The following is a 26,589-nucleotide window of genomic DNA, read 5'->3' as shown; positions in this document are numbered from 1 at the left end:
GTTTTCTGTGTTATCCTTTGGAGCCACATAGATGGTATTATCATGCCATTGCCATGCGCCGTTAGAGAATGAACGATTGGATTCATAAACAATATTCCTGTTCCGGTCGGTTTCGATGATCGTTATATTTGCTTTTCCAACAGGTAGGGTGTATCTCATAAAGGCATTAATTGTATACGATTTGTCTTTTTGTATAGCAATTGGATTGGATAAAGCATACATGTATGAATCCTTATCTCCGCTACCATTGTATAATCTGCAATGATAATTCCCTTCAGCTGGTTCATAGCTTTCTATTGAAGCGCTAGGTCCAACACTAGTCCCGTTTCTCCAAACTGTTTCCCACAAATCAGGAAGTTTATTATTATTTTGATCCTGCTCGAACCCACCATTCATATTCACTTCTATTGGGTAAGAATAAGCGTGATTCGCTCCTACTACTAATGTGGATAAAATAAGCAAAGATAAGAATAACTTTTTCAAAAAATCACTCTCCTACATAAAGATGAACAACAGCATTTCTCATGATCAAAACATTTTAAAAGCTACTCACTTCTAGTTAATCAATTCCCATTTTTGAGAACTCGTTCCGTTATCCGTATATATTTGCAGTTGGGTACCATTTGCATTACTCCCTCCGGGAATATCTAGTAATTTATTACTATTAACATTTATTAGACTGATCGTTCCATCTGCATTTTCTCTAAATATCCATTGCTGGGCTGTCGTTCCGTTGTCAGTCCATATTTGAATAGCAGATCCATTAGTTATACCGCCTCCGGATACTTCCAGTGCCTTCCCGCTGTTCACATTAATCAACTTATACCTATTGGCACCCATATCATAAACTTGCCATCTTTGAGAAGCTGTATCGTTATCAGTCCATATCTGTATGGGTGTTCCGTCTGTAGTGTTTCCTCCAGTGACATCCAAGGCTTTTCCATTACCAGCATTTATTATCTTGTATTCTGCTCCATTTGAAATGGCCTTAATGAGTCTCCACTTCTGAGCAGTTGTTCCATTTCCGGTCCATATCTGCACAGGCGTTCCATTTGTAGTTTCTCCGTTTGCGACATCGAGAACTTTATTGCTATGTACATTTATAAGCTCATAAGAACTGTCTCCATGATCAACTATGTGCCACGCTTGAGCTTCGGTTCCGTTATCATTCCATATTTGAACTCTAGTCCCATTCGATGTTTCTCCACCCGCTACGTCGAGTGCCTTTCCACTATTCACGTTAATGAGTTTAAAAGAGTCATTTCCCGAATGACAAAGTAACCACCGCTGAGCGTCTGTTCCGTTATCTGTTTCTATTTGAACTTTGGTCCCATTAGTCGTATTTCCCGCATACACATCAAGTGCCTTATTGCTATTCAAATTCAATAATTTATATTCTGACGGCTTACAGTTTAGATTTTTCTTCCCGATTAGGTTGCCATTGTTATCATACTGAAAATTCAGATACTTCTCTTCTGTTAGTCGTACTAGACTTAACGCTCCTGTTTTAGAATAGGTATATTTCATTGCTGTAGCAGTCTGGGAATGAACCAAAACTAAAATGAGTATAAATATGATTGATATATATCGTTTCATAGGATCTTCTCTCCAGCCTTTGGAATTATCATATCCACTTCTATTGCCCTGCTCGAACAAAAACTGATTTCTATACCCCCTCAAATCTCTGTAGACTTTATTCAATTCCCATTCAAATCATAAGAATATCGAACCACTCTATTGTCGGGATCCTGTGGTAGCAAATCAATGGATTTGTACGCGAAGGTGATTGTGCAGATAGTGTTTCTCTGGAACTTTATTCGAATCTGAATAGTTAAACTCTTCTACACTTCCGTTCAAAGGGAACTTAGTAGCGCCACTAATAACTTTTTATGACCTTACTCTGACAGAATGCAAACGTTATGGCAAAAACAGATGTGTAACAAACAGATACAAACTCTAGTTCTTTTCAATTGATATTCATAGTCCCCCAAATACTTCCTCAACAATCATAAGTGACTCTCTCATTCTTTAAAATGGTTGCATTTTGTCGAAATAAAACTTGTTTTGTCGTTTTCGTAATGAATTAGTCACATTTTAAACAGGAGGTTGGAAGAGGCATGAAAAATAGAGACAAAATGCCTCTATATAAGTTGAACTAAAGGAATTCATTTCCACACCGTCGAATAAAAGAAATATAACTTAGAAGTGACGGTGAAACCATGGAAACGAAACAAGCCTTGATTGAAATTTAAACCGTAATGAAAAAAGAACAAGAACGACGGATGTTTGAGCGTTACCAAGCCATTTTTCTGCATTTGAAAGGAAAGAATGCGCAGGAGATCGCAGAAATCATCGGCAGAACGGAACGAACGGTCTATAAATATATGCGTGCCTATCGCGAAGCCGGTGTAGTTGGACTGCAAATCAACTATTCAACGGGAGCGCCAGAACGGCTGACCAAAGAACAACAGATACAACTGAAAGCGACGATCGTATCTTCTGTTCCACACGAGGTAGGGTTTGAAAGTAAATACAGCTGGACCCTTTATCTCATTGGTGAATATATCCAGCGAGAATTCGGTCAGTCCTATTCGCTTCGTGGTATTTCTAAAATGGCGCACCGTCTTGGACTCAGCTACACGAAACCCACGTATACATTAGCTGTTGCGGATGAAGCCAAACAACAAGTCTTTACAGAGGTAACGTTTCCTGCTTTGAAAAAAGACTAATGGACGAAGATAATACTCATTTGCTTTTCGAAGATGAGTCTATGATCCGGGATTACCAAGCGCTTCAGCATACATGGTTTCTCAAGGGCAAACAACGCATCATTCAAACCACAGGAAAACATCGTGGCGTCAAGTTATTAGCCGTACTGGATTATATGACGGGTCAAATTCTCTGGAAAGAAGACGAGCAGTATAACGCAGAGACGTTTCTGTCCTTCCTACAAATGGTGGTTGAGGCGTACCCTGAAGGAAAGATAGTCATGGTACTGGATAATGCTCGTATTCATCATGCGAAATTACTTCAATCCTTTCTGGAAGATCATAAAGAGCGCCTTGAATTGGTTTTTTTACCACCGTATAGCCCGCAATTGAACCTGGTCGAGGGACTTTGGAAATGGCTAAAGTCAGATGTCATTAACAATGTGTTTTTCCATACCGTCTCAGAGATCCGCAAGAAAGTGGCTGCGTTTATGCAAAACATTGCTCTCAATACACAGACGATTATTGATCGTTTGTGTATTCGTTTGGAAGATGACCAACTTACTGAATATATCTAGTTCAACTTATATAGTAATAAATCAGCTATGATTTTGTAATTTGTACATCATCAATGGATATGGAACCCCTACCGTTAATCCCCCAGATAAAATAGTAATTCTCTGAATTGCCTGTCGTCATAGTTACTTCCATATTTAGTATCCTCCCTTCTTCTCCCTTCCATTTCGATAACCCCTCATCCCCGGCTCCACCCAAATCCCTTGCCAAGAAATAAAATTCACTTTTTGCAGAAGATCTGTGAATCTTATAACTAAAACTTACCCAGTAGGTTGAATTTGGCTCTAAAGGATATTTGTTAACATCTGTATATAAAAATTCTGCCCATTCTTCTGTACCTGGTGAGTCACCAACAACTGAATATTTTCCATTTATCACCTTTAGTTTTTCACTGCTAATTACTCCTGGGTAATACAAGTATCCCTTTTAGTAGGCTATACTTTCAAACCCGCTCTCGAATGATTCTTTCTGCTTTGTGATTTGAATATTGTCTATTGATATAGAACCACTATTATGAATTCCCCAAATTAAAAAGTAAGTTATAAATCTATCAATTCACTACCTCTTTAACCTCTATACTGTCCACCCAGTAATAGCCCTGCCCGTTAATCGTAGGTAGAACCAGTACAGATATTTTTCTAGCACCTGTTGGCGCAATCCCCGTTACTTCAAGCCTGCTCCAATCTGTTGTACCAGTAACCGAGTTAGAGGCTACAATGTTGCTCCAGATCCAGTCGTCCTCATCTCGCCAATAAGTGAGAATTTTGACCCCATTTCCTGACAAACCTTCACTCTTTACATAAGCTGAGATTGTAAATCGTCTACCGCTGATATCTCCGCCAAAATCATAGGTATTATACTGAAACTGGTCTCCAGAAGAGGCTACTTTTACTTTCAAAGATTGCTTCCCAGTATTTCTCAATGTTGGATCAATAATAGAGGCACCTCCATTAGCATCATTAATCCCCCAATTCCCCTCTCCTTCTTCAAAGCTAGGATTTAACAATTTTAAGGATGGAGATGGTGACTCCAATATCTGAATACTATCTAGCCAGTAGGAACCCTTACCGTTTACCGCGGGTTGAACTAATACAGTTAGTTTTTTTGCACCATATGGAGCTATTCCTATAACGTCCAGCCTGCTCCAATCCGTCGTACCGGATATCTTATTGGATGAGTAATTATTATTCCATATCCAGCCGTTCTCATCTTGCCAATAAGTCCATATTTTCACGCCATCGCCAACTAAACCTTCAGTTTTAACAAACGCCGAGATTGTAAATTGCCTACCACTGATATCCGTATTAAACTCCCGCGTATTAAATTGATATTGATCTCCAGAAGAAGCGACCTTAACTTGCAGTGAATGATCACCAGTATGCCGCTCTGTACTGACTATCGCAGTGGAACCACCACTCGCATCATTAATAGACCAATTAGCTGTTCCTTCCTCGAAACTAGGGTTCTTGGGTAAAATTGTAGGAGAAGAAAGCTCTTTCACCTCAATATTGTCTAACCAGTAATATCCTTGGCTTCCTACTGTTGGCTGAACAAGTATAACAAGTCTTTGTGCACCATAAGGGGCAATCGCCGTTGCTTCAACTCGTACCCAATCAGTCGTACCGGTTATTGATTTGGAAGAATTAATATTTGCCCAGATCCAATTATTATTCTTGTCCTGCCAATATGTAAGTATCTTCACACCGTTTCCGGTAATCCCTGAGGTTTTTAAATAGGCAGAGATGGAGAATTGCCTTCCGCTTATTTCACCACCATAGCTCTCACCTTTGAATTGATACTGGTCTCCAGAAGAGACTACTTTAACTTTAAGAGAATGATTTCCGGAATAATGGATTGTATTGTCTATAGTTGATTCTCCTCCTACTGCGTCGTTAATGGACCAACCCTCATTTCCATTTTCGAAATCCGCATTAGCAAAAGACATAGAACGTGACTTCCCTTTCGTTAACAAATTCCCGTTTTGATCATAGTTAAATAACTGACAGGTTAAAATAGCCAAACATTGTTTATCTAATCTGCCTGAAGCATCGTAATAATACTGAATGGAATTGCTAGTTGCATGCGTAGTAGCTATTAATGGTGCCAAAAACGCTAAAATGAATGCAATGAACACAGAAATAATTATTTTATTTTTGGGCACAACTGATTTCTCCTCATCCTAATTGTAATTAAAGGACGCCGAGTCAAGATAAAATGATCCGGCTCCATAATCCCCTGTTGATCTAATCAGAAAATATATAGTTGCAAACACCGCATTACTTGGAATGATCCCTTGATATGCAAATAAGGTATACTTTCCATTCGCTTCATTCATGTCTTTAATGCTGCTGGAGATAAATGCACCATCCATAGAGTAAAAGTCAATATACATCTGCACCTTCGATTGATACAGCATGTTTATATTAACGCTGCCTGAAATATTGAAAGACTTGTCAGGAATCACACGAAGCGTCTGAGAAACACCAACATAAGTATTATTTGGAATCCAGTAACCATTCACTTTCTGTGCTTTTTGTCCCTGGAATACCTGAGTATCCTGTAATGCGCCTATTATCGTTAATTTCTTCGTTAGATTTCCGTTCAGGTCATATTAAAAAGAGTGTTATATGTCTGGGTTCCCTTCATGTAACTTTGGCTTAGCATACGCCCTGCTGTTGAATAGGAGTTTATTGTCATATCCTTAACGGTGGTATTTTCAACTAACTTGATTTCTTCCTCTGTTGCTAACTGTTTATGCAATGTCCAATTATACGGTGTTTCCGTTCCAAAATTGTTTAATTCAAAATCCGCATTATCCAGTAAATTATTACTATAACTAAATCTCATATCGTCTAGATAAACACTTGCCGCGCCGCTCCCTCCTACAGCCGAATAATCGCGTAAACGCGGGCATAATCAGCATTAACGGGTACTATCCCTGTATTGGAGATTATTACATATCCCCCCTTGGTAACAGAAGGCAATTCAACGACATTAGCTTCAAGATGAGAGCCGGTCCCCGTTAAAAAATCCGCATACAACTGTACCTTCGCATTGCTAATGCTATCCACCTTGAATCTGCCGCTCATTGTGTATTTTTGACCAGGTACAACTTTCAAGATTTGACTCAACTCTACATATGTATTCACTTGTATATTGGATGCTTCGATTTTCTGGACCGTATTTCCATAGTTATCTGAGACCAGCTGATAGTTATGGTTATCATTTCCGTAGCTTGGATACCACCCATTCCCCAAAGTGGCAGAGCCTTGCGCTTCGAAGTTTCCATTATTAAATAGATTAGCTTCATTCGTATAATGAAAATTCAAGGAGTCTGCATATATTGTTCCAGAACCATTGATGCCTGTACCCCGAATCATTACATATATATAAGCAAAAGTTGTGTCCTTTGGAATTTGTCCTGTATCTGATAAGGTCATGTATACTCCATTGGTCTGTTTAGCGTATTCAAGAATAGTCGTCCCCAGATAATTGCCTGCTGAATTCACAAAATCAATATAGATTTGTGCCTTGGCATTAGAGAGACTCTCTATCAACAAAGCACCGCTGGCCTGAAATTGCTTTCCTGAATCCAGTTTTATTTTTTTGGAAGATACCCGCGTATCCATTAACAGGTAAAGAGGAGATACTAATTTTTTGGGCTCTGGCTCCGCTCAACGATGGATAAGCAACAGAACTGAATGTAGGGTTGTACGAAGTCGTGTAATCCCAGTCGTCCGAATTGGCGAGCGTGTTGGAAAATTTATCATAATCCGCGTTTGCAATTAAATTACTGTCATTGGTGTATTTAAAAGATACATTATCAGCCATTAAAATTCCTGAACCATTATCGGAAGTAGAACGGATTAATGCATAAATAACAACAGTTGTGGCTTCATCAGGAACGATCCCATTCCCGCCTAAAGTGACGAATTGTCCTGTACTCTGACTAGGCAAATCAAAAACTTTGCTATCCACGATAGCCCCTTCTTTAAAAAAATCAGCATATAATTGCACCTTGGCATTGTTTATACTTTCCACATAAAATCTCCCGTTCATCATATACGGTTGTCCCGATCTCACAGCTATTGCTTGACTAACACCTGCAAATTGATTAACCGGCAGATTATTAATTGAAATCTTCTGGGCTCTACTTCCCCCGGAAACTAATGAATTGGTAATTGTGAAAATCCCTACGCCCTGCGGATCCCAATTCGCCGCTGTGTTCCCATTGGATGCCACTTCAAAACCAGGGTTTACAATTAAATTGTCAGTACTTATACTTACATCTGCCTGAACAACATCCGGATTCAAGATCCCAATCATGTTGAGAAACAAACATAAAACAAGAAAAACTATTGATTTCTTTTTAATCCTCAAGCGCATAATATAGACCCCTTCTTGGCAAATGAAATTCTATTACATCTAATAGCCTATTATTGAAACTCCATCCAGATACACCGTACCTTGTCCGTTACTTGCAGTCGAGCTTAAGTGCATGTGCACCCGCGCGGAAATCGCACCAGTCGGGGCTGTTACATTCCCAGCGAACGCTACCCAATCAGCAGAGTTGTGTGTATAGTCGACTGGGGTTTGCCCGCTAACCAATTGATTATTCATATCGTAAAAGAACACAATCATCTCGAACTTCGCATTCTTCATGTCTGCCAGCTTTAGCTTTCCTTTTACGGTATAGCTTTGACCTTCGTGGACAAATATCGCCTGCGAGACATTCGCTCCGTCTCCTGTGTTTGGAAATGAACTTACCGTCAGCTTCTGGACTTGCTGCCCTTCGGTTGCTCCTGCGGTTATGACTTCGTAGGCTCCCTTGACTCCGTACGCCATATATTGATCCCAGCCGTCTGACACTCCATCTTTTCTTTTATTTGATTCAAAGCTACCATTGAACACAAGATTAGAATCACCCTGTAATGTGGCAGTTACCCCATCCAGATATACCGCACCTTGGCCATTACTTGCTGTAGCACTTAAGTGCATATGCACTCGCGCGGAGGTCGCACCAGCCGGGACCGTTACATTCCCAGCGAACGTTACCCAATCTATAGTGTTGCCAGTATATTGGACCGGGGTTTGCCCTCCAACCAATTGATTATTCGCATCGTAAAAGAACACAATCATCTCGAACTTCGCATTCTTCATGTCTGCCAGCTTCAGCTTTCCTTTTACACTATAGCTTTGACCGCCTTGGACAAATATCGCCTGCGAGACATTTGCCCCATCTCCTGTGTTTGGAAATGAGCTTACCGTCAGCCTCTGGGCTTGCTGCCCTTCGGTTGCTCCTGCGGTTATGACTTCGTAGGTTCCCTTGACTCCTGATCCCATGTATCTATCCCAGCCGTCTGCAGCTCCATCAGATCTTTTATCCGATTCAAAACCACCATTGAACACTAGATTAGAGTCTCCCTGCAATGTGGTATTTACCCCATCCAAATAGAACGTGCCTTGTCCGTTACTTGCTGTTGAACTCAAGTGCATATGTACTCTCGCAGAGGTCACACCAGCCGGAGCCGTTACATTCCCAGCGAACGTTACCCAATCCGAAGTGTTGTGTCTATACTCAACCGGGGTTTGCCCTCCAATCAATTGATTATTCGCATCGTAAAAGAACACAATCATCTCGAACTTCGCATTCTTCATGTCTGCCAGCTTCAGCCTTCCTTTTACACTATAGCTTTGACCGCCTTGGACAAATATTGCCTGCGAGACATTTGCCCCGTCTCCTGTATTTGGAAATGAGCTTACCGTCAGCTTCTGGGCTTGCTTTCCTTCGGTTGCTCCTGCGGTTATGACTTCGTAGGTTCCCTTGACTCCTGATGCCATATATCTATCCCAGCCGTCTGCCACATTCTCGAAACCCGAATAATTTTCAAAACCTGAATTAGCTAATAGATTATCGCTTTTTGACCTTTCAATTAAATTTCCATTTTTATCGTATTTCATTTCTAAATTACCGTTTGAATTACTTAATTCAACCAATTGTCCATTTTTGTTATAAATATAGTTTGTTCCTGATTTTGCGTCTATACTCGGTATAACTAATGACAAAAACAATAGTAAGCAAATAACCAAATATGCAGTCTTTTTTAACATTAATACCCCGCCTGTCCTTTCGTACTGAAAAGTGTAATGCTAAATATATTAATCTATCTTAGTCTTTATTAAATTCCCAATTAAGATCATAAGAATATCGAATAACTCAGAGTTTATGAAACCAGCATTTTAGTACATACAATAAAAAGACTTCTAAGTAGTGAAATATACTCACTAATAGAAGCCTAGCAACTAAAAGCTTACTTCTCTTTGATAGAACTTCCTAGTACTAGGTCCACTGCTAATGTCTCATTTACAGCATAGGATCTGTATTGCATTTCTTTTTCAATTATATGAATGACTGAATCGTACCAAGCAAGAAAACCATAAATAGCCTATTAAGGCTTATCAGTTAAAGTCACTCTTTTAGGACTTAATAATAAACGATAGCTTTTTGGCATGTGAATTTATGCTTTTCACTAAATTATCTTGATAAATTGAAAAGCAATTTGGAATCTCTCTGTGGTTATCAGGGTAAATATTCTCTGGGAAAATAAAGAAGTTGTCTTTGTCCATTTTTTTAATAATATAGTAGTTCCCTTCGAATTCCCCACTTCTTATATGAAAAGAAGTCACAAAATCATATATTGATTCATACAACTCCTGAGATGAAATTTCATCTTCTAAAAACCTTTCAATTAAATTTGGCATTTTACTTTCCCTCCTATTTAATTGGATATGCGGTTAACATTGCTCCATCTTCTGAAAGAATAATTTTAAGTAATGTCTCACCCCTTGTACCGATTGTCTTCCCAGCAGCAATAACTATTTCATAAGACTGATTCCCTTGTTTTGTTAATCCATTATCTATTACATTTTTAACTTGACCATTTTTCATAACATCTTTTAATATGGCTTCCGCCTCTGCTTTTGTATTTCCTAAGAATTTCGCACCATTCCCACCAGTTGTAGATAAATGCTTTGTCTTCACAAAAGCATCATCAAGAACAAAATTTTTAAGAGTTTTAATCCCACTCTTAAATACGCTTCCCGTTCCTGAAGAAACAAGGCTTGCAATCCCTTTAGTAGCCCCCTTTACAAGAGATTTACCAAGTCCAACTCCTCCTGTGACAACAACATCAAATAACGCGCCTGTCAAACTATTATCTTCGTGTACACCATCACCATAATCAAACTTATATATCCCTGTTGATTTACCGTTACTTTTCATTGCTTCCCCATTATGTTTCACATCAGCAGAATATACGCCACTGTTAGGATTAGAACAAGTTCCAGGATGTGAATATTTACCATCTTTCGATTCACACCATTGACCAGTTGGATCAACATATATCAGCGGATTATTATGAACATACGTATACAAATTCAAACTCAGCGGATTATCAATCTGCCCTTCATACGTATCCTCATTTAAAAACCGTCCCATACTCGGATCATAGTAACGTGCCCGAAGATAGTATAGTCCTGTCTCTTCGTCATAAATCTCGCCGGCATACTTGAACGAATTCGGGATGCCCTCTGACTGGGAAATAATTTTGCCCCATTCATCGTAGGCATATGAATTCACAACCACTCCAGCAGTATCAACAATCTGCACGACATCGCCGTGTCCATTGTACAAGTAATAGTAATCCTTGCCGGCTGCAACATCCTTTTTGACCAGTAAGCGATCTCCTCGTATATAATATGCTTTCTGTCCACTACTCTTGTACTCTGAAATTACATTCCCATTGATGTCGTAGTTATATTGTGTAACGATACTGTTCGCTGTTTTCTGATACCTTAGTTTACCAGGCAAATAACTGAACAGAACTGTTTTGGCATCCTGAGTGACTCCGGTCAGCAGATTCATCAAATCATAAGTGTAGCTAGTATCCCCCAACTCGGTGATTACATTAGATGCTGTATCCTGCTGAGTTTGGCGATTCCCCTGTAAATCATATTTATAGATTGAAGATCCTGCAGCACGGCTAATACTTTCCAGACGGTTTAGTTTATCATACGTGTAAGTGGTTGTCGTCCTCGACGCCCCATTATTCACCGACTCTGTTATATAAGTAATATTTCCGTTATTGTCACTGAGGTAAATATAAGAGGAGAGAACTGTCGCCCCTTTTTTGTTCACTAGAGTTGATATCCGATTTAATGCATCATACGTATATTCCGATTTCAAAACACTTCCGTCTGCCAGCGTTGGATAAGTGATGCTTTTGACTGAACCCGTTGGGAAGTATTCATAGACCGCATTCACCGAAGCTGCGTTGTTCAGTGTCGCGCTACCATTCGTTTGTACCTTCTCCAAGTGGTTCTTGTTGTATTGGTATTTGGTATAAGACGTTCCAATTCCAGTGTGGCTTATCCCCGTCTGTGTCGTGCGGTTAGCCAAATCAAAAGCATAAGTACTGTAAGCTGTATAGCCAGTAGCCTGGGAAGTAACCTTGTTGATCCGTTTCAAATTATCAATCGTGACCGTTTGCCAAGAGGTCTTGCTTCCATTATTGTACAGCTCATTAGTATCTGTTTTGATTCCAGAGCTTCCAAGAATCACCTTGCTCTGCTGGGTGTTACCCCCGCTTCCGGTAATCAGACTGCTGACAATCTGATCTCTGGCATCATATTGATAGCTGTATACGGTAGCGTTACGGTCCTTTTTCTGTTCCACTAGCCCTAGCTGGTTATAAACCTGATTCTCGCTTAAAAAAGCCGCATCCTTTTTGTCGTATACTTTGCCAATTTCATTGTAGTTCTTGCTCTTTAAATGAATCGGCACTGCAGTCTCGCTACTGCGCATCGTAACTTCGGTCATCTGCCCATTGACGTCATATTGATAGCTAGTAATCTGCCCAAGAGCGTTCTTGACCGAGATGAGTTGACTCAAATTATCATAGCCGTACTTCGTTGTTACACCTTCGTTGTTCACATTATTATTGGGGTCCGTATAGGTTACAACATTTCCAGCCAAGTCATAACCGTATTTCTCAGTAATGGGTTGGCTTTGACCAGGCCAGTCTTTATAGGTTAAATTTCGGATCAGCTGGCCCCATTGGTCATAGGTCTGCTCTACATAATTGCCTTTGTAACTGGAATTACCCATATTGGCACGGTAAGCAGTTATATCAGCAGCAGCGATGTAATAATTGCTCACTTTCCGCTGTTTAAAATTGTATTCATTGACATATAGATTGCCGTAAGTATCCAATGCTTCAACCTCTTGTCCCCAGGCGTTGTAGCGGACCGAAGTTGTATTTTCAACCGGATCAATCACATAGATAGCCCGGCATAAATCATCAATGCGGTATTGGGTCATTTGACCGATGCCGCCGACACCTGTTACCTGATTAAGCCTAAGTATTCCAAATCCGTCGTAATAATCGTTAAGTTCGGAAAAATAGGTAATGGTTCCAGTTGACTTCTGTGTGTATTTACGCTTCGAATTTACATTGAGGTAATAAATACCTTGGTTCTCTGCATCAAAATAAGCCGTGCTGGCGTACACCTTCGTATACGTAAACTGATCTTGTGCAGTGTACTGTTCGCCATTCAGATTAATTACTTCTGGATAGGTAGTAGTCATGACTCTCCCCAACAGATCATAGGTATAGACCGTTTGCTTTCCACTACCATCAGTTTCTGTAAGTACATTGCCTGTTGGCATATCGTATGTCATTATCTTTTTGACTAATGATGTACTTTGCTGACCACTGGCGGAAATATTGGTGAAGTAGCTGATCACTTCTGCAGGCAAACCATAGTTAGTATCGGCTCCGTAGGTGATTACCTTCTTCGATACGAAGCCATTACCCATCGGCTTCTCTTCTGTCATTGTTCTTACCTTTTGTTTGTCTCCGGCAATAGGCTCATAATTGTAGTTTGTTTGCTCCTGCTTGGGATTTTTATAGCTTTTTAACCGTCCATCGCTGTAGTATTCGTAGCTCTCCGTAAGGGCAGTGGAATCATTTTGATACCACGATTTGGATTGGATAAAATGATAGATAGGCTCATATGCATATGTTATTGTATTCTTCAGCTTGGTGTTTGGATCGTTGATCTGGGATAATGTCAGTTGCCGGGTTTGGGATTGGATAGTCCCCCAATCGGTATACGTCACATCTGAGTACAATGTGTTCGCGGAGTTATCCACATCTCCGCCCCCATACTCCGCACTAATCATTCGCGTAGGCAGGTATTTGTAAGTGGGGTGAAAGGCAGTATTGCGTGTTTCTTTCCGTTCACCACCGGATGCCAGAACCACTGTTGAGATTTGCTGATGCAAGCCATTAAAGTTGGACGTCGTGAATAAATCATTGGAAGCTGTTGTGCTTACTATTTTAGAAGTAGACGAAAATCCGTAGCTTTCCGGCAATGTATACGGATTATAGTAAGTATCGTAACCTGTATAATCTCCGGTGTAGTCGTAATTGACCTGATTATAGGTCTTTTTCATTACATCATTTCTTGATTTCACCCGCCACTCTTCTCCGAAACCAGCAGAGCCGAAATTACGTAGTACAGACTGATATTGATAATTGGAAGTGGAATATGGATAGCTGATCGTTGCCAGGTTATAGTAATTTGTTGATCCAGAGTAACTGTTGATTACTTTTTGTTCATAATGAAATTTACCTGGATCGACCTTGTAATTCATATAGGTGACTTGCTCCATCTGATCGGTAATGCTCCATAAAAAAGGAGCGTAACCTGCCGGAACATTGTTATGAATTAGACTGGATCTCCATTTCTTAAAGGTGACCTTCTGGGTGTCTGCCCCACTACTGTTCAGAACACTGACGACAATGTTCTCTCCATTAAAGACATCCGTGGTGTCCAAATTTGTTTCATAGGTAAATTTAACGGTCCGACCCACGCTATCAGTAATTGAAGAGATCATTTTATTAGTAACGCCATCATAGGTTTTTCGGTCTACATGCTCGAATCTAATTGTATTCCCGTATCGGTCTACAATGCCAAGCAATCGGCCGTCCGCAGCAAAATACTCTCTTTTCAAATCATTGTATTCCAAATAATAAGCCGAGCTTGCCTGCCCGTTATTGTAAGTTCCGGAGTCCTGCATGAACTTACGATCTTTGCCTTGGAATCCTACCAGATGGCTATAACTTCCAAGTGCATCACCGCTGAAGAAATCGACTTGATACACTGCGCCTTGACCATCATGATAGTAGATATAGCCATCTGCCAGCTGGACAGATGGGAATTGGAAGGACCATCCTAACCCCAAATCATACCGTGATAGAAGATAATTGTATTTTTTGAGACCAGGAGCTTCGTATTGTCGCATGTAAGTATAGGATTGATTGGAGTTATACATGATACCGACATCCAAATCCAAGCCGTCCCGTCCTGGCAAGCTTATCTCCGTTTCTTTCCATGTAAGCGCACCATTTACAGGGTCAATAAATTCATTGCTTTCCTTTCTGTCTGAATACTGCGGTTTATTCGTCTGATTGATCTGTTGCTGCGTAATTAGTCCGGAGAACACACTATTAGCCATAAAGTCAAATGAGCTAAATTTTTGCATCGTCAGATCCTTGTTCCCCACTAGTATTGCATCCACTTCATAATCTCCATATACGGAATCCGCTACAGTCAGTGGGTTAGAGACAAATTGTTTCTCTATCTCTTCTTTATAGACATTCTCTTCAACCACTAAACGCTGTGCGAGCGTCTCGGGATTAGTCTGCAATTCTATTTCATCCCACGATGAGTTCCCGCTTTTCTTCAGCTCCAGCAGTTTGTCTGGACTCAACCCTGATTCCTCGGAGATCATATTGATCCAATACAGATCTTCTTTGGTGGCGCCGGCCATAACTAGTTGCTCCATCTGCTCTCGGATTAAATCTTTCGACTTGCCAGTTGAGGCGGCTCCCTTACTCGATACCCGTTGCTTGTCCCTTTGCAGGGAGAGTGCCTTGATACGCGCTAGACTCTGATTCATTTCTTGGTCATATACCGTAGCAGTAACACTGGACAGGTTCTGTGGTGTTAGAGGAGCAGATTTCACCGTAGCGGGTTCTGTTTGAAAACTGCTCTCGTTGGATTCATCAATTGCAAGATTGCTGGAATCAATAATGATATTTTCTTTATTGTCATTAGCAGCGTTCACCGGAAAACCTGACAAGAGCAAAGTGACGCATAGAACTACTAATGTAATCCTTGTTATAAGTGACTTGTGACGAATGGACATTTTAATTCCTCCCAAAAAATTAGATCGCATTGATTTCCTGCAGCGCTCAAATGGATCGTTTGAAACATAGAATTAATACAGCTATTTCACGCTAAGCCATGATATTAGAACTCATTTTAATTTAAAATAAAGTAATTATTCCCTATAATTTCAATTTACATTTTATTCTCAAATTCGGTTAAGTTGTCACCCTACACTGTTTCCACACTGCCGATCAATGTACTGCCCTTTAACTTTGTACTCTTATTGTTGTAAGTACACAATGCATTTGTCGCACTTCCGATTCATATTTTCTTTGTTATATCATTTGCCCGCCCGTATCAGGTTCCCATTTGCATCATATTCATAGCGCTGCCTGAGAGACGCGGACTCCAACTCCCATTGGAAATCATAGTGATATTCCACTGTGTATATGTTTTATACGGCAAATATAACTGCGACTGTTGAACAATTTCTTTCACTTGGCTATCACTTGACCAAGACAACCCAAAGAAGGCGTCTCTACCATTTCAATATATTCGATGCGAAACTCATAATCCTGTCCGCCATGAATTTGCGTAAAACGGTATGTTACGCTAGATTTGGGACGGATTAGTCCCTGCCACCTCACAGAGAATGTATCTGCCCCAATGCTTGCATCTGGTGATAGAGTTCCTCATCCGAAATTAAGATCAACATCTATGCGCGTTAATTCCAGATCAGTAAAATACTTATTGTCATAGTATTCTCCCTTCAGACCCAGACCTGGATTCTCAACTGGTGAATACAATTGGCTTTGGGGAACGAACTCTTTCGCTTGCGTAGTGCTCTCCCACAAAAGTCCGATGGCTGCCCCACCCAGGTTTTCAAAATACTCGATTTGAACTTCGTATTGAGCAGAGTCACCATTTTTATTCACCACAAAATAAATTGCATCGCCTGCTCGATCTTCTATCGTTACCCCAAGTTTATATCCGGCTGTGTTATTATAGGCTATGGTTTGGGACCAAATCTTTGCTCGGTTCTTCAAAACAGCAGCAATGACCACGCCGATCGGGTATCTTCACTAGATTTTTCGCGATTCGAATCTTGCCCGATTTCGGAGTTACCCATTTTCTTACTGAATTAGTTTGATCTGGATGCTGAAAATCTTTGAGGATAATGGTGTATGGAGCCTTTCCTTCCCATTGGTTATTCTTGTTCTGCAAATCGGTATATGTATTCCCATCCCATAGCTGATAAAACCAGCTTTCACTGCCTTGCGCGCTACTTTATGCTTTCACTGCCTCTGAGATCGTACCTACAACTGGTGTACCAAATAGACTATTGGAATCCGCCTCATTATATTTAGATATCAAGTTTCCTTGTGGATCATACTGCAACTCATTCTCTCACTTCTGAATCTATAAACGTCAGTCTTCCACTAGAGTCATAGGTATAGTTTTTCACATCGTTTGCGGTACCATACACCATAGATGACACGAAAGTTAGTGAGAGGACGGTGCAAATAAATAATCGTAAGTCCTTGATGATCATAATTAATATGAGCATAACTGGTACAACTCAATTGAAGTTGATTAATCTTTATCAGTACATGCAAGATCAGCCCATGTCTAACTCAATATCACAAACAATTCTTATCAATCAACTTCGTTACCTCCCCAACAATCATAAGTTATTCCTTCATTCTTTAAAACGGTTGCATTTTGTCGTAATATAATCATTTTTGTCGAATATGTAATAATTTAGTCACATCTTAAAACAGAAGAGCTTAACAAAAATGCTTTGCAGAAAAAAGTAAAAACCCTCGAAAGAATTCAAGGGTTTTTATTTTGTAATATTTGATTTTCCAAACTCTATTCCACTATCAAACTTTCATCTGGAAGATATTCGTTGCCCACGCCCCTTGCTTTCCTTGGAGACTCTGCTTCGCTTGATTAATCGATCGGTTTAGCCAGTTCCGCCTTATTTGGTGCTCAAATAAACAAGATAAGCGATATTGCACGAAATATCCTCATTAAAAGTTTTTTGGGGAGCAACACCCTCTCAGTATTCGCCATTTGAGTCAGGCTATTGTTCCACATAATCAATCTTGTTCACCACCTTATTAAGAATTTATTCGGTGAATCTTACAATTCACTTAAGTATTTTAATCTACTTTAGTCCTTATTAAATTCCCATTCAAATCATAAGAATATCGAACCACTCTATTGTCCGGATCCTGTGGTAGCAAATCAATGGATTTGTACGCGAAGGTGATTGTGCAGATAGTGTTTCTCTGGAATTTAACTTTATTCAAATCTGAATAGTTAAACTACTTCCACACTTCCGTTGAACAGGACCTAGTAGCATTGAAGACTCACCCCTAACTTTTATGGATCGCTTGTAATTGTTCCTTGAACTTGAAGATAGCTTGTCCCGCATATGTGCCATTCAAAGAAATACTTAAGCAACTATAATATTTTCCGCAGCAGAAGCCTTACTCTGGCAGAATGCCAACGTTATAACTAAAAAACAAATGTGCAATAAACAGAATAAAACTCTATTTCTTTTCAATTCATATCCACTCTCCCCCAATTACTTCCCCAACAATCATAAGTGACTCTCTCATTCTTTAAAACGGTTGCTTTTTGTCGAAATAGAACTCCTTTTGTCGATTGCGTAATAGATTTGTCACATTTAATAAAGGTCAAAAAATGTGGGTTTAAAACAAAAAATTTGAATCCTAAGGTCTTTTATTGAGGGTTATATTCATTTCGATACAGCCACCCATTTCAATCTGGCCACTGGGTAAAAGAAAGACCTTGAGGAAGCAGCCCTCAAGGTCAAGACAATTTATAATTTCCAATCATTTAATAGGGTATTGTTCACTAGCCCTTCACATATCACACTACTAAAATCTAAAAAATCGCAATATATTTCATCAAATATTTTTGAAACTGCAGCCTTCTCCATAAACACTGAACTGGGATGAGGTACCCATTTAGTACGACTAATGCAAGTGACCTTAACAAGATTCGTATCCTCCTTGAATAGGAGCCGTCTTTCAATTCCCTGTTCGTAGAAATCTAATTCAAAGGAGTATATGCCCGCTCTTGTTTTCTCTAATATCGCAGGAACTTGTTCAATAACTGTAGATAGATCTGTTCTGCAATCAACAGGCCAATTATCTTGTCCAAAACCACCAACAACGAACGATATAGCCTGTGAAATTTCAAACGCTTCACATATACACATTAGAATTCCCACTGCATCATCGAGTTCTAAATCAGGTATTACGTATTCTGTTTTAGGTATACTTTCCAACGGCTTATATAATGTTAACTCCATCTTAAAAATATAGTATCAACCCTTTCATAGTTGGTTACTTATTATGGAATCGGATAGGCAGTTTTTATACCAGTTGAAGATGGAACAAATATAGCCTTCGTTGCAGGTATTATAACACCCTCAGGAGTAATTACTTGCCCCATACCTGCAGGCAAATCAAATGTCGTAGCTTCTGTGATTGGACCTTTAGAAGTAATAAAGTCTGCTGCTTTTTGATTATCCAGCCATTGCCCTTGATTATTTTTTGTACTTCTGGCCCTATCTATTAAACTTCGTGTATTTTTAGCACCAGCACCATGAGTTAAAAATGAATGTCCAAATTGCTTTGAGCTTTTCCAATTAGAACTTCCCCCGGATACCGCCCCTGCTCCCATAGCTCCAATCGTTAAGGCAATCGTAGTAGTCTTGTCATCTTTCCCATAACTGAAATAGTTATCTAATTGAGAAATAGCCCATATTGCCGTATCATAATTTCCTAAACCCTTAGCCATCGCTAAGTTATACAGGTATTCAAATTGATTTCGAGTCATTCCACCCGAATCATCACCATAAAATCCGTACTTATATTCTTTCATTAATGATTTTAAAATCTTTGCTTGAGTAGCTGCATCCACTGAGCGAGCTGAAATAACTTGACTAGTAGCACTTGTATTAGACAGATGGTCAAGCGGATTACCACCTGATGATCCGCCATGATCAGTAAAATGTCCTGTCGGATCACTATAAATCAACGGATTATTACTTACATACGTATACAAATTCTGCGTCAGCGGATTATCAACCTGTCCCTCATACGTATCCTCATTTAAAAACCGCCCCATACTCGGATCGTAATACCGTGCGCGAAGGTAGTAAAGGCCCGTTTCGGCATCATACACTTCCCCGGCATACTTGAAGGAATTTGCTATGCCTTCCGTCTGCGTCGTGATATTCCCCCAGACGTCATATTCATAGCTGTTCACTGGTTTCCCGGTCGTATCCACGATCTGCACCACATCGCCATGGCCGTTATATAAGTAGTAGTAATCTTTGCTTGCGGTCTTATCTTTCTTGACCAGCACCCGGTCGCCCCGCACATAGGTCGACTTCTGCACAATGGAACCGCCGTTTAGTTTTTCTTCGGTAATCACTTGTCCGCTAAAGTCATAGTTCACTTGCGTGCTTGCCGTTCCCGTACTCTTCAGATACCGAAGCCCATCTGCATAATAGGTGAATGTTGATGTGCTTCTCCCTTGAGTCACGGAGGTTAGCGTGTTCTGCAGATCGTAGGTGTAACTGGTATCTATTATCGTTGGCGTGCTGCTTGTGCTGTCCGACAATGTTAGCCGGTTACCACGGACGTCATACGTATAGACGGTGCTTCCCCCATCGGGACGGGCGATGGATACCAGCCGGTTCAGTGCATCATAACCGTAGGTTGTGGTTTTGGCCGTTCCGGTCGTACTGGCTACAGCATTGCGGGTCTCACTTACCGCACTTATATTTCCGTTACGATCATAGGTGTAGACATATCTGGACAGTATCCCGCCGCTCTTCGTATTTTGCACACTCTCAACCCAGCCCAGAGCTTTGTTGTGGGTATATTCCGTCTTTAAGAGGCTGCCGTCCGTTAAGGTCGGATACGTGATCAACTTAACTTGACCATTGGCATTATAACTGTACTGGGCGTTGTCCGATGCACTACTGCTCAGGGCTGCACTGCCATTCGTTTGAACTTTGTCCAGACGTGTCTTCACGTACTGGTAGTTGGTATAGAAGCCCAGATATGCATCATTGATTTGGGTCATTCGCCCAAGTGCATCCCGAGTGTTCAGGATATTGGCCGAGTGATTTCCGGATAACGCATAATTCTTCCGCACCTGATTGAAGCTGTCCAGCGTCAGCGTTTGAGAGGCCGTAAGAGCGCCATTCGTGTAGGTATGGATCGATTGATTCTGCGGAGTGCCGTCACCCGCGATCTGTTCGGTTTTCTGCGTCTGGGCTACATTATTAATCAGCCCGCTGACGGTGCCTGTTTTCAACTGCCCGCGCTCATCATAGGTATAGCCAAAGGTACTGCCGTTTCGATCTGTGCTGGTGGTGAGCTGACCCAACGCATTATACGACCGGGTTTCCTTCTGAGAAGCACCGTCCTGCTTTACGGTAAGCAGGCCAACCTCGTCATAGCTTTTTGTATTCAGGGTTTGCGGAGTGCCGCCTTTCCCCTGGATCGTCACATTTGTGAGCTGGCCATTGCCATCATAGCCATAGCGGGTGGTCTGATTCAAAGCATCCTGTACAGAAGTTAAGCGGTTCAGCGCATCGTAGGTGTAGGACGTCGTCACCCCATTGTCGTTCAGGTGGTTCATGGGATCCGTGTAGCCGGTCACACTCCCGCTGATGTTATACGTGTACCGCTCCAGAATCGGCACGGACTGGCTTGGCCAATCCTGATAGGTCCGGTTGGATAGCACTTGTCCCCGTGGATCATAGGTCGTTTCCACATAATTTAACTTCTCCTGTGTATCCCCTGCCAGCATATAGCTCGTCGATTTACGCTGTTTGAGATCAAAATCCGTCACGTAGAGGTTCTTATACGGATCGGTTGACCGGTTTTGCCTGTTCCAGGCATCGTAACTGGCCGTGGTTTCATTGTCCAGTGCATCCTTCATATACACCGGCTGGCCCAAATCATCGTAGTGGTATTGAGTGAATACCCACTTCCCTACCGAATCATCATAACGCTCCTCCAGAAGGGCGAGACCCAGACCATTATAGAGGACATTCGCATAGGTTCTTTGGGTGTTTCCAGTGCCGATTCTGGTTACGGTTTTGATCGAATCGACTTTCAAGGTATGGGTTCCCGCATTCACCGCATCCAGGTTAGGGGAGACCATGTTGGTATAACTATAGTCTGTGACCTGGCTATACTTTTCTCCCTTGGCATTCGTGACTTCAGGCAGCGTTTCTTTTTTCAATCTGCCGATGCCGTCATATTCATAGGAGGTGGTTTGGTTATTGCCGTCCGTTTGCCTCACCAAACGTCCGCTACCGATATCGTAGCCCATGGTGGTTTTGACAATTTTTTGCTCGGCGGTGCCGATATTAAACCATTGCTGTTGTTCCGTGGGATAGGCATAAGAGCTGTCTGCACCATAAATGGTGACACTTTTGGCCACCCGCTGACCCTGGGCGAACTTCTCTGCCGTTCCCTGTGAAATGCCGCCTGTGCCATTATAATAGTTGTAGTTATATACGGTTTGTTCTCCTAGCGCATTGGTGACCGTAGCAGGTCTTCCTTCGGTCGTGTACGTATAGAATTCGGTGAATGGCGCGCTATCCGTTTCATTCTGGTACCTGGAAACGGAGGCTAGGAACCGGTATGCGGGTTCATACTGGTAACTTGTTGTGTAATGCTGTTTGAGTCCTGGATTATTAAATTGATCACCTGTCAGCGGCTCCGTTTGGCTCTGCACCTGGCCCCAATCCGTATACGTTGTCTCGGTATACAGACGGTTCGCCGTGGCTTCACTATCCTGGGCGGCATATTCCGAAATCGTTGTTCGTGTAGGAGACTGGGTAAATAGCCCATGGAACGCAGTATTTTCGGTTATTTTCCTTTCTCCGTTGGCCGCAACCGTCTCTGCACGAAGGACTCTTCCATCTTTGTCAAACGTGTTTGTCGTTCTGAGCCCATTGCTTGCGGTACTGCTAATCACTGTTGATGTGGTACTATAACGAAAATCGTCCGGCAAAGCCCCGGGATACTGTGCAGGTGTATTTCCGGCATAATCTCCAGTATACGTGTACCCTATTTGCTGATACGCCGTAGCTCCGGTATAATCCCTTCTATATTTCGCTCTGAATTCAAGGACACTTTCATAATAGCTGATGTTTCGACGCACGCCTTCATACTCATACTTCGTGGACGAATTAGTATAATTGACTTCTTTCAATAGTGCGGTATAGTTGTAGCCGTAGGAGGAATAAAGAGACACATCATGCTGGTAGTTAAAGTAGGTTTTCTCTTCATTTTGATCATTAATCTGCTGACTAATTTGTGTAAGGACAGGAATATACACATGAAGTGGTTCAACATAATCACCATTCGGGATATTAGCCAATACTTTCCCCTTGGTTAAAACGACTTTTTGGACTTCGTTTCCTCCATTGATCACTTGGATAATTACATTGTCTGCACTGTACGGATCGGAGTCTGATCCTTTTACATAACTAAATTTAACAACACGTTTCAGCGTGTCCGTGATGGAGGATAAATTACCAGTATTATCTTCATAATTGAAAGTAATCGTATTGCCAAAGCGATCTACGATTCCAATTAATCGTCCGGAAGAGCCAAAGTATTCTCGTTTATGATCTGAGTATTCAATATAACTGGAGGAACTTTCCTGCCCGTTCGTGAAGTTGGCTTGATTCCAAGCATAAACGAACCGCTTATCTTTCCCTTTATAATTAATGAGTTGGGTATAATTGGACAGTTCATCCGAACCACCTATTTTATAGGCACTTCCGGTTCCCTCATGGTAGACCATATCATCGCCAACTCTTTGAATCGATGGAAACTGAAAGGACCACCCGCTTCCCAATAAAGGTAAAGTATACTCTATATCCCGATCCCACATCTGCCAGTAAGGATTCCAATGATCATAATAAATAAAAGGGACACCTTGATTAGAATTGTATTTCAAGCCAACGTCCAAATCCAGCCCGTCCACCCCAGGCAGATGAATCAAGTTTTCTTTGCGGGTTACACTCCCCGACGCGGGATCAATCAGTTCACTAGAGGTGCTACGGTCATTAAACTGCGGTTTACTAAGTTGGTTAATTTGAGCTTGAACGATCATGTCATTAAATACACTAGACACCGCAGCATCAAAAGCAGAAATGGACGCCAAAGCTCCGGTAGCAAGATCCGATGGTTCTTCCCCAGGTCCATAGACAGAAGATACCACTGCTGATCTTCCACTCCATACGTTTTCCAGCGAACTTTCACCGTACACGTCTTCTTCGACTGAAGGGGCAGTAATAGATTCAGGATTCTTATTCAGTTCCTTTTGGATTTCTTCCCAGGACAACTTCTTCTCTTGTTTCGATTTCAAGAGCTCCAGCGCTGTCCATTTTGTCTGCCCCATCACAAGCAGGTTCAGCCAATACACATCGATTTTGGAGGCTCCCGCTTGAAAAAGCAGTTCAATATCGGCTTGACTCAAATCCAAGCTTCCTTTGTCTGACGAACGCGAGAGACTTTGTTTGGCATCAACAGTTAGACTATCAGGTTGTATCCGGTTTTTTTTCTGAAGAATTTTAGATTTCAAGTTAAAAATAACAACCAAACTGTCATCATAGACATCTTGAGTTACAGAAACAACCTCGTTTGACATTATGTTATTCTGCTTTAAAGCAGCTTCACTCTCGATTCCAGGTGTCACCGTGGGTTCAGGTTGTAATTGTAAAAGTTGATCTGAAGCTTCTGAAGGAGCTGGTGAAGGCGATGGAGCAGCTTTGGCTATATTGACAGTGTTGGAATTAGAAGTATCCTTAGCGCTTTCCGCGTTCGCCGCATTCCCCCTGAAATTAGGAAAACCGCTAAATAGTATAGCGAATGATAGAATAAGTATTAACAACGATTTTGCTTTTTTTATAGACCTCACATTAAAGCTCCCCTGTCATGTATAGAATTTAATTACTTCAAACATTTAGAAATCTATTTCTTTTGAATCGCTTTTTTAATTAGATTTCCGTTCGCATCGTAATGATAGTTAATCGTATCCCCTGTAGTCAGTTTTATAGACTGCAGTCTTCCAGAGCTATCATAAACATATGTATTCGTTTTAGAAGGGTCAATTACAGTAACCATCCTTGCCAGCGTTTCTCCAAACCATGTAACATATTCCTGAAGCATACCCCAGTCGGTTACGTAGGCGCCTGGCGTTGTCGGGGCTGTCATTGTAAAAGCAAATGTATACTCTTCCCCCGGTTTGATAATGAGACCTGACGGGAGATAATAGCGCCCTTGTGCAAACGGATCATTATCCCCTGCCGCTCCCAAACGGTACATTCCCGGAGCAGCTCCCTCTTCATACCAAGAAGTATCTCCCTCATTTCGCATTGTCACTGTTACGTTATAACTATGTCCTACTTCCATTACTGAAGGAATTGTATCCGAAATAACTTTCGCATTCCGCGTTCCCTCAACGACTTGAACCGATTTCGTAAGCGTTTGACCGAACCAGGTTACGCCATCATGAACCATTCTCCAATCTGTTGTGTATGTTCCGCTCTCCGCCGGTGCCTGCATAATGAATGAGAAGCTTTGAACTTGTCCAGGGTTCACGATTCTTCCATTAGGAATGATTTGCCTAGTATTCGCAAAAGGATCACTATCGCCCACGCCCCCTAAACGATATAAAGTTTCAGGTGACCACACATCTCCTCCATCATTTCGAAAGGTAAGTGTTACTGGATACTTGTGTCCTTTGGCCATAACTGATGGAATACTCTCGTATAGTAATGTCGCGGAACTAGATGAAATATGATTGACAACAGACACTTGAATAGTCAAGGTTGAGCCGAACCATTCCACATTCTCCTGAAGCATTCTCCAATCTGTGATATAGCTTCCCGTAGTAGACGGAGCCGTCATATTAAAGGAAAATGTAAAAGATTGACCCGGTAAAACAACTCTTCCATCAGGGATCAGTTTCCTTCCGTAAGAGAATGGATCGCCGTCATTTACATCCCCCAGGCGATACACCTTCTGCTCCGACCAAGCTTCTGTTCCATCATTGCGAACCGTTACGGTAACCGGATAAGTGACTCCCGCCTGCATCGTTGCTGGAATCGTATGCGATAGAATTGTCGCTTCTCTCCCTGATGCGTACATTGTCGATGGAGCAAACACAGCCGGAAAAAAGAGTAAAAAGATTACCAATAGCTTTACGCCATTCCATTTTTTTCGCATATTTCCTCCCATATATTTATCAATTAAGCAATCATGTATGAAACCATCTGGTGTTTAAACTCTATTTAATTAACAATATAAGTAATTGACGGATTCCACCTGGTAGCATCATAACCATAATTACCATTTTGATTAAGGATAAAATAGATGGAGTCTCCTGTGGTTACGGTTATATTTAAATCAGTTGTTAATCCTATCGCATCGTTGTTCTGTATACTTTGCCAGCCTACCGACGGCCAGACTTGCGTGTTGTTCTTCATGATCTTTACACGGACTCCGTCTCCTTGTAGATTAACCGGGTGTTTAGCTACGCTTCCCGATATTCGTATAGAACCTGTTTGAGGAGCCGCCCATTTTAGCACAACATCATTTCCATCTGGATGCATCCATTCTTTACTGATGATATCCCAATCCTTATTCCCCCTCCACCTTGCTCCAACGGAATCCCACGTCATATTTTTATAGGCTGTTCCATCCCATATTTGATAGTACCAGTTGTTTCGTCCTTGCTCGGAGCCGAAAGCTGAAGAAGCTCTCTCGATATATGTAATCGACGGGTTCCACTTTGTTCCGTCATTTCCGTAATTCCCATTTTGATTGACGATAAAGTAGATGGAATCTCCCATTGTCACGTTTATGTTCATATCAGTTGCTAATCCTAGTACATCGTCACCTTGTACATTTTGCCATCCAGTCGCAGGCCAGATCTGCGTACTGTTCTTCATGATCTTCGCCCGGATGCCGTCCCCTTGCAGATTAAT

Annotated in this window: 15 protein-coding genes and 1 pseudogene; 1 reads left to right on the top strand and 15 read right to left on the bottom strand. The window is 41.3% G+C overall.

Annotated features, from left to right (window positions below; genetic code table 11):
- Both GC101_RS10520 and GC101_RS10515 read right to left on the bottom strand, forming a co-directional pair.
- Positions 1-483 (bottom strand): hypothetical protein (locus GC101_RS10520; protein ID WP_171717211.1); only part of this gene is annotated, 483 nt, incomplete at its 3' end.
- Positions 484-555: 72 nt separating this feature from the next.
- Positions 556-1,596, bottom strand: coding sequence for an RICIN domain-containing protein (locus tag GC101_RS10515; protein ID WP_171717210.1), 1,041 nt, complete (start codon positions 1,594-1,596; stop codon positions 556-558).
- A 662-nt stretch (positions 1,597-2,258) separates the two neighbouring features.
- Between GC101_RS10515 and GC101_RS10510 the strand changes: the two genes are divergently transcribed.
- Positions 2,259-3,286, top strand: a protein-coding gene (locus GC101_RS10510) for an IS630 family transposase (RefSeq protein ID WP_246354273.1) whose coding sequence is annotated in 2 segments (ribosomal slippage) — positions 2,259-2,723 and positions 2,726-3,286 — 1,026 coding nt in all. Because the reading frame shifts where the segments join, the coding sequence is not laid out codon by codon here.
- Positions 3,287-3,311: 25 nt separating this feature from the next.
- Here GC101_RS10510 and GC101_RS10505 read toward each other — a convergent pair.
- From GC101_RS10505 to GC101_RS10445, 13 genes and pseudogenes are all read right to left on the bottom strand, one after another.
- On the bottom strand, positions 3,312-3,701 hold the full coding sequence (locus GC101_RS10505) for a hypothetical protein (RefSeq protein ID WP_171717209.1): 390 nt from the start codon (positions 3,699-3,701) through the stop codon (positions 3,312-3,314).
- 133 nt (positions 3,702-3,834) lie between these two features.
- Entirely contained in the window at positions 3,835-5,445 is a 1,611-nt protein-coding gene (locus GC101_RS10500; RefSeq protein WP_171717208.1) for a hypothetical protein, read from the bottom strand.
- An 18-nt stretch (positions 5,446-5,463) separates the two neighbouring features.
- On the bottom strand, positions 5,464-5,805 hold the full coding sequence (locus GC101_RS10495) for a hypothetical protein (RefSeq protein ID WP_171717207.1): 342 nt from the start codon (positions 5,803-5,805) through the stop codon (positions 5,464-5,466).
- Positions 5,806-6,166: 361 nt separating this feature from the next.
- The gene (locus GC101_RS10490; RefSeq protein ID WP_171717206.1) at positions 6,167-6,841 is read right to left on the bottom strand and encodes a hypothetical protein; all 675 of its coding nucleotides are present in this window, start codon (positions 6,839-6,841) and stop codon (positions 6,167-6,169) included.
- The gene (locus GC101_RS10485) at positions 6,822-7,670 is read right to left on the bottom strand and encodes a hypothetical protein (RefSeq protein WP_171717205.1); all 849 of its coding nucleotides are present in this window, start codon (positions 7,668-7,670) and stop codon (positions 6,822-6,824) included. Before GC101_RS10485 ends, GC101_RS10490 begins: the two co-directional genes overlap by 20 nt.
- Positions 7,671-7,709: 39 nt before the next feature.
- A complete protein-coding gene (locus tag GC101_RS10480; RefSeq protein ID WP_171717204.1) occupies positions 7,710-9,395 on the bottom strand; it encodes a carbohydrate binding domain-containing protein in 1,686 nt (561 codons plus the stop codon).
- Between the two features lie 366 nt (positions 9,396-9,761).
- Positions 9,762-10,046: a hypothetical protein gene (locus tag GC101_RS10475; RefSeq protein ID WP_171717203.1), complete on the bottom strand. Its 285-nt coding sequence runs from the start codon at positions 10,044-10,046 to the stop codon at positions 9,762-9,764.
- Positions 10,047-10,059: 13 nt separating this feature from the next.
- A complete protein-coding gene (locus GC101_RS10470) occupies positions 10,060-15,558 on the bottom strand; it encodes an RHS repeat domain-containing protein (RefSeq protein WP_171717202.1) in 5,499 nt (1,832 codons plus the stop codon).
- A gap of 655 nt (positions 15,559-16,213) precedes the next feature.
- Positions 16,214-16,585 carry a hypothetical protein gene (locus GC101_RS10465; RefSeq protein ID WP_171717201.1) on the bottom strand — a complete coding sequence of 124 codons (372 nt, stop codon included), beginning with the start codon at positions 16,583-16,585 and terminating at the stop codon, positions 16,214-16,216.
- 1,787 nt (positions 16,586-18,372) lie between these two features.
- A complete protein-coding gene (locus tag GC101_RS10460; RefSeq protein WP_171717200.1) occupies positions 18,373-18,867 on the bottom strand; it encodes a hypothetical protein in 495 nt (164 codons plus the stop codon).
- A 41-nt stretch (positions 18,868-18,908) separates the two neighbouring features.
- The gene (locus GC101_RS10455) at positions 18,909-24,518 is read right to left on the bottom strand and encodes an RHS repeat-associated core domain-containing protein (protein ID WP_171717199.1); all 5,610 of its coding nucleotides are present in this window, start codon (positions 24,516-24,518) and stop codon (positions 18,909-18,911) included.
- Between the two features lie 53 nt (positions 24,519-24,571).
- The gene (locus tag GC101_RS10450; protein WP_171717198.1) at positions 24,572-25,828 is read right to left on the bottom strand and encodes an NBR1-Ig-like domain-containing protein; all 1,257 of its coding nucleotides are present in this window, start codon (positions 25,826-25,828) and stop codon (positions 24,572-24,574) included.
- 65 nt (positions 25,829-25,893) lie between these two features.
- A pseudogene (locus GC101_RS10445) lies at positions 25,894-26,589 on the bottom strand (hypothetical protein); the annotation flags it as partial.

The sequence above is a fragment of the Paenibacillus phytohabitans genome (genome assembly GCF_013141775.1).
GTDB classification, from domain to species: Bacteria; Bacillota; Bacilli; order Paenibacillales; family Paenibacillaceae; genus Paenibacillus_AQ; species Paenibacillus_AQ phytohabitans.
This window is presented reverse-complemented; position numbering and strand designations above follow the sequence as displayed.